Raw genomic sequence first — 6000 nt, 5'->3', positions numbered from 1 at the left:
TTCCCGGTAGAGCCGGAACAGCTTCTTGTGGTTGATCAGATAGCCTTCCCGCTTGAGCAGAACATGGAGGCGCCGATAGCCGAAGCGGCGGCGCTCCTGGGCGATCGCCTTCATGCGCTGGCGAACGCCGGCTTCGTCCGCCCGGGTCGTCCGGTATCTCATGGTCATGCGGCAGCAGCCGATGGCTTTACACGCCCGCCGTTCACTCATCCCGTGGGCAGCCACGAGATGCGCGACAGCCTTCCGCTTGGCCGCGGGCGTCACCACTTCTTTCCCAAGAGGTCCTTCAACGCCGCATTGTCCAGCATGGAGTCGGCCAGCAGCCGTTTCAGTCGCGTGTTCTCGTCCTCCAGCGTCTTTAGCCGCTTGGCCTCCGACACCTCCATGCCACCGAACTTGGCCTTCCATTTGTAGATGCTGGCGTCGCTGACGCCATGCTTGCGGCACAGATCGGCGACCGACACGCCGGCCTCATGCTCCTTCAAAATCCCGATGATCTGCTCTTCCGAAAAGCGGCTGCGCTTCATGCTCTGGTCCTTGTGGTGGGCCAGAACGAACTTCAAACTGGATCAAGCCCGAGGGGCAAGGTCAGATGTGATCGGGCACGATTGGTAGCTTTTGGAGCGCTTCCAACATCTGCTTGAGTTTGGCCGAACTGGCGTATCGCTCTTCCGTAATGTTGTCGCCGCCATGGCCGAGTATGTCGGCGCGGAGTTCAGAAGCCACGCCAGCGTGCTTCAGATCAGCGCCTCCGCTTTTGCGAAACGAATGGAAAACCTTCTTCTCGGCGGCATTGGGCACCGCGACGTTTGGCACTTTGATCCAATCACCATAGAACGTGTCGCCGAGTCCGGTTGGCCCAGCTTTTTAATGGCGGAGTGGTATTGAAGAAACCCAAGTCGGAGAACTTCACTTATGAGCGGCACTCGCCGCATCGACTGCAGATTCTTCAGCGCTCGGTGCTCGTTCGGCCGAATGAAGATATAGGGGATTCCATTCTCTTCGAGAACGTCATCGATGTCCAAGCCGCATAGCTCCTCTCGGCGCCCGAAAGTGTATCTCGCGAGGTACGGTACGACGTGCAATGCGTCGTGATAGACGAGCGAACCGGCCTTGATCCTGTTTTCGGAATCCTTGCATCCTCTCCATGGAGCTTGACGGAATATAGCGGCCAAGTCTTCAGCAGAAAACGGATTGCTTTGGTCGCGATCCCTACCTTTCTTCGTTACCCCTAGGCCTGCAGCGATCGCATTCGTCAAACAAGGCGGCCTCTGGCGGGAGGTATCCGATCTTTGGCGTACGGTTCCGCCTCCGCGCGCTGAGAGAGAAAGATGTCGTTGGCCAGCACTGAGTCTCCGCCCGCGCGTTTCGTCCACAGCACGCCATCGCACCACACGTGGTCAACGCGGTCCCACTGGCAGGCAGATGCCGCATTCGGGAAAAACCCGCGTCCATTGTGATTGGCGCTTGTGTTGCATAGTAGCGGAATGCCCGTGAGGCCCTCGTATTCGACGAGAAGTTCGGCGATTTTGTGCTGAGAGGTCCTGCAAATAGTCTGCAATCGAGCAGATCCGTCCAGATGCACAACAGCGGGGATCTTGGCCCGCCATTCTGCTCGTGTTAGGTGCTCGAAGAGCATGTAAGGGTCTGGCGTTCCAGGACTAAAAATATCCGGCGCACGATCCTCCAGGCATATTGGCGCTACCGGCCGGAAGTGCTCGCGAAGTTTGATGTCGTTGAGACGGTCCTTCATTCGCGGCGATGTCGCCGCGGCCAGTATGCTTCTGCTACCCAAAGCCCGAGGTCCAAGCTCCGCGCGGCCGGCAAGGAAAATGACGGGCTTGTTGCTGGCGAGAATCGTTGCAAGTTCACGCATGCTACATGGTGAGCCGTCCCATCCGGGCGGCACGTCGCCTCGTTCCACGGCTGGACCACTATAGACGGACCATTCCAATGGTACAAAGCCTTGGTCCGCCCCTAATGCGGAGCAAGCGGCACCTATTGCCGAGCCACTGTCATTCGGAAAGGGTGGCACCCAGATAGCATCGAACAAGCCGGCAGCTCGTAGTGTGCTATTCCATTTTATGTTGAGACCGCAACCGCCGGCGATGCACAGATTGCGCGCGGGAAGCCTCGAATGTCTCTGTATAGCACTCGCGAGCTTGGTAACGAGCAGACGCTCTTGGAACCAATGAAAGGATGCAAGCACATCTTCGGGGGCTTTGGCTTTTAACCGTAGCGCGCTGGCATCGAAGAACTCGTGGACAGGCTCAAGCGCGGCGTCCTCGCTGCAACGATCGACTGGCTCCGTAAACGTGCTAAAGTGCTTTTCGTAGAGCTCCTGAAACACCTCGACGATGCCTTCGTCGACCGAACCGAGCGCGATATAGGCCATCAACTTGCCCGCAACACCGAGGTCCCACTTGGTCCGGTTCGACTGCTTGTATGGTCCGAAGTGGTAGCCTGCGGCAGCATAAGCATGCCCGATCAGCGGGAAGAGGCACTCGAGGAACCTGGCTGCGCGGCGTTCTATATGGTAGAGACGTGGAAAGGAGGCGCCGTCCCACACCAGACAGAACGCGGGCTGCCCGGCCTTGGCGAAAGGGCTAGTACAAAAGGCCGAAGCCACATGGGCTGTGACATGCGGATAGCTTTGATAGGGGAAGGCGCTCCCGTTGAGCATTAGCCCAGAGCCGTCGTGCGCTATGAGGAGGCCTTCGGCATCGCCCTCAACATACGGCGCCCCTTTAAGGGTAATGGGTGCAGTCCCACTGAAAACCTCAAATTGTGACTCGACCTCGCCCCACCATCCGTCGATGACGAAGCGATCAACGTCTCGCGGATCAAAACCGTGCTCTGCCAGGGCGACAACAACTGCATCGAGATTGTCGATTTTTTGATATCGCGGATTATTGCCCCGCTTCTCCTGCTCGATACAAAAGACAAGCCGTCCGTCCTCGATAAGAGCGACTGCTCCGTCATGGGTCAGTTTGATACCGCAGATGCGCATACTGTCTCCGAACCTAATGCCGGTGATCCACTCGACTTGAAGGCGCCGCAACTGTTGCTCATCGCGAGACTCAGATGGGCTCCCATCTGTCACGATGCACGCTCTGGGCCAGTTCAAATCAGTGGAATCGCTGGCGATTGTCTGATCAAAGTCGGAGTTGGAAGCGACTTGACCGATTCGTGACACCGGACGCGTTCGGTTTCGGACCAAGCACTCCCGCCTACGGCGACAATTTGCGTGCGTGCGACCTGCGGCCCTTTGTGCCTTCTCCGACGTCGAGCGAACGAGTGCATCGGAACTCTTTACCGGATGGTGAGATCGTCGACCAGATCAGGAGACGTGACCTCCAGAGGCGGCGACGAAATGCGGTCTTTGACGTTACGATTCGACCGATGCTCGCCGTTAACGGACATAGGAGCTGCTTACATTGCCGAGTGCAAGTCATCAGCTGAAGCGCAGATATTCACAACCATGCCTTTCGTCTGGAACTGGACCGGCCGTTATTTGATCCTAAGGCTATTTAGCGCCTGGACGACGCGCGTCAGGCCGATGGCCGATGCCCCCGGAGGGGCGCCGAATGAGAGTCGCAGACCGTTGACGTCGCCAAACGCGTCTCCCCCAACGCAAGCCACGTTAGTTTGCTTCAGGAGCCAGCTTGCAACATCATCCGTCACTCCAACGCGACCTTCGTCCTGCAAAGCAGATGCAAGCCTGTTCAGATCAAGATAGAAGAATAATGCCCCGTCGGCACGAGGTGGCGTTACATCACGTAGATTAGAAAGGATGTTAAGACCTATGTCGCGAGCGTCGAAAAGCCGTTGGTATGTCTCCCGCTCAATACGGCCGCCGACCTGAAAGTGGCTCAGCGTAGCCTGCTGCGCCTCTCGACTTGGTATCATCGCTGCATAGCCCTGAAGCTTTCTAGCGGCGGAAACGATGGCCCTTGGAGCCGCGAAATAACCCAAGCGAGAGCCTGATATCTCCAGCGCCTGTGAACATGGATTGACCATGATCGTTCGCGATCGCACGGCGGGGTGCGCCACGACGATCGACTCATGGCGGTGTAAACCAGTGAATACCAATCTTGAGTAGCGCTCGTCCGAAATGATCCATATTCGGAATTCGATAGCAAGCTCGCCGACGTCCTGCAATGTTGTTCGGCTGTAGACTGCGCCCGTCGGATTGTTGGGTGAATTGATAATCATCGCTTTAGTCCGCGATGTAATGGCAGCTCGGATTGAGTTGCCATCAGGAGTATATCGTGGGCGCTGAGCGTCGACGAACACTGGTACTGCGCCAGCGGCGTGAACCAGTGCTGGGACAAACGGTTGCCAGGGGCGGATAATGATAACTTCGTCGCCCCGCTCTAGGACAGCCAGGCCCGCACAAAGCAGCGCTTCCTTTGAGCCGGCAGTGATTGCGATCTCTTCCGCACTCCAATCAAAGCCTGTCTGGGCGGCGAGCCTTTCCGCAATAGCTTTGCGGAGCGGCATGAGGCCAATGGGATCCAGGACGCCGCTCGCCCCAGAATCGACAGTAACCATCGCCCTCTCGTGCGCTAATGAGAGTGACTGGAAGATCTCGTCATTTGCGAGATCGATAAACTCATGCCCGCCAAAAGCAGAACCCGACGCCACGTCCTGGGCGCCGGGCACACGCTCTGTAAAACAGAACGATATCGAGTCTGACTGCAAGTGACCTCCTACGGTCGTCGAACTCGAGCAGCGAGCCAAAGCTCGCGACCGCCGTACTCTCGCGGTCTAGCCATCGAACCATATTCGGCGAGGCTGGCGATCTCACCTACACCGACACAGCCCCCCTACACAAAGCCGACAGCCTAATCGCCCGTCGCTCCATGCTGAGTGCTTGGTGCGACAATTGTGGCTCAACATCAAACTGACGGCTCTTTGGCTCGACTACGCTGCATAGAACGGCTGGACTGCTTGCAAAATGCGGGCCCCTGCCATCCTCCTACTTGCGAAGCGTTTTGCAGCCGGCACGTGGATACTTGAACGACCTCGGGCTCAAAGGATTTCGCAAACGTGAGGACTAGGCACGTGCGTCGCGACAGAGCCGTTGACGGTGACATATTGCAGTTGCTCCTGCCAAATTCGTTCAAGGTGCATCGGCGCCCGATCCGCGCAGGCGGCACGGTGTGTCATCGCCAGGAATTTTGGTGCCTGATCAATCACCAGTGTTAGTAGTTGATCCGGTACGCGTTGAAAACGCGCGTTAAGATGTTGCGACCTTTCCAGACAATCATGCACCATGCAAGCTGATGATAGAGGGTCAATATGTAAGCCAAATGGAAGCGAAGATTACAATGGCGTGAGAAGGACGGTTTTCACTCTGTGGAGGTTGAGATCGACAAAGCCGTTCTATTCGTCACTCGCCCCCTGAGATTGATTAGGGTAAGGCAGGAAAACATCGGGCCGCGAGATCGGTCAGGCGCTCGCTACCCCAGAGAGCCTGTTCGTAGCAGTGTGCGCACAGCGGCTACCAAATGTGAGTTGGCCAAAGAACGGAGGGGCTAGGTTGCCTATAAGTCCATTCGTTACTCTGTCCCGCAGACGGACGTGCGCACTTCGACTGTCCAGGACCCGGCTCTCGGTATCGGCAATCGCGCAATGGGTCGCTTTGCATCATCTGCCGGGTCTTACTCGCAAAACACGAAAATACCAACGCGCCGCTACCAGGCCTGCTTGGAGCCCTTTTCTAATGCTGGTCGTCCGTAAGGACCCGCTTTGGTGGTTTCCCCGCAGAATGGAAGGAAATGAGTGGAACATCAGAAGGCTTTCACTGACTTCAAGCACTCGCACCTTCGCTCCGGTGTGGCGCTTTTCGCACACAGTCGTAGCATCTTGAACATCGTGTGAGGGCCTGAACGAGGCACAACACTCAACTGAGTGGCTAGAGTGGCTCGTGTTCCAATTTTCCTCGCTCTAGAAGTGCCAGCCAGTATTTTCAAAGGAGTGGTACGACGCTTGCTT

The 6000-nt window shown here is 57.0% G+C and carries 3 protein-coding genes and 1 pseudogene; all 4 read right to left on the bottom strand.

Going from position 1 to position 6000, the window contains the following annotated elements; genetic code table 11:
• A pseudogene (locus IC66_RS43990) lies at positions 1 to 527 on the bottom strand (transposase); the annotation flags it as partial.
• Positions 528 to 588: 61 nt separating this feature from the next.
• The gene (locus IC66_RS0135945) at positions 589 to 816 is read right to left on the bottom strand and encodes a hypothetical protein (RefSeq protein WP_038950857.1); all 228 of its coding nucleotides are present in this window, start codon (positions 814 to 816) and stop codon (positions 589 to 591) included.
• Between the two features lie 439 nt (positions 817 to 1255).
• The gene (gene nodU / locus IC66_RS0135935; protein ID WP_080588739.1) at positions 1256 to 3010 is read right to left on the bottom strand and encodes a nodulation protein NodU; all 1755 of its coding nucleotides are present in this window, start codon (positions 3008 to 3010) and stop codon (positions 1256 to 1258) included.
• A gap of 500 nt (positions 3011 to 3510) precedes the next feature.
• Entirely contained in the window at positions 3511 to 4704 is a 1194-nt protein-coding gene (locus IC66_RS0135930; protein ID WP_049802023.1) for a pyridoxal phosphate-dependent aminotransferase, read from the bottom strand.
• Between the last annotated feature and the right edge of the window lie 1296 nt (positions 4705 to 6000).

It is taken from the genome of Bradyrhizobium genomosp. III, assembly GCF_000261705.1.
In the GTDB taxonomy this organism is placed as follows: Bacteria; Pseudomonadota; Alphaproteobacteria; order Rhizobiales; family Xanthobacteraceae; genus Bradyrhizobium; species Bradyrhizobium ottawaense.
This window is presented reverse-complemented; position numbering and strand designations above follow the sequence as displayed.

Bases quoted from the DNA above. Each gene is read 5' to 3' on its own strand.
- nodU (WP_080588739.1), bottom strand. From the start codon at position 3,010: ATGCGCATCTGCGGTATCAAACTGACCCATGACGGAGCAGTCGCTCTT.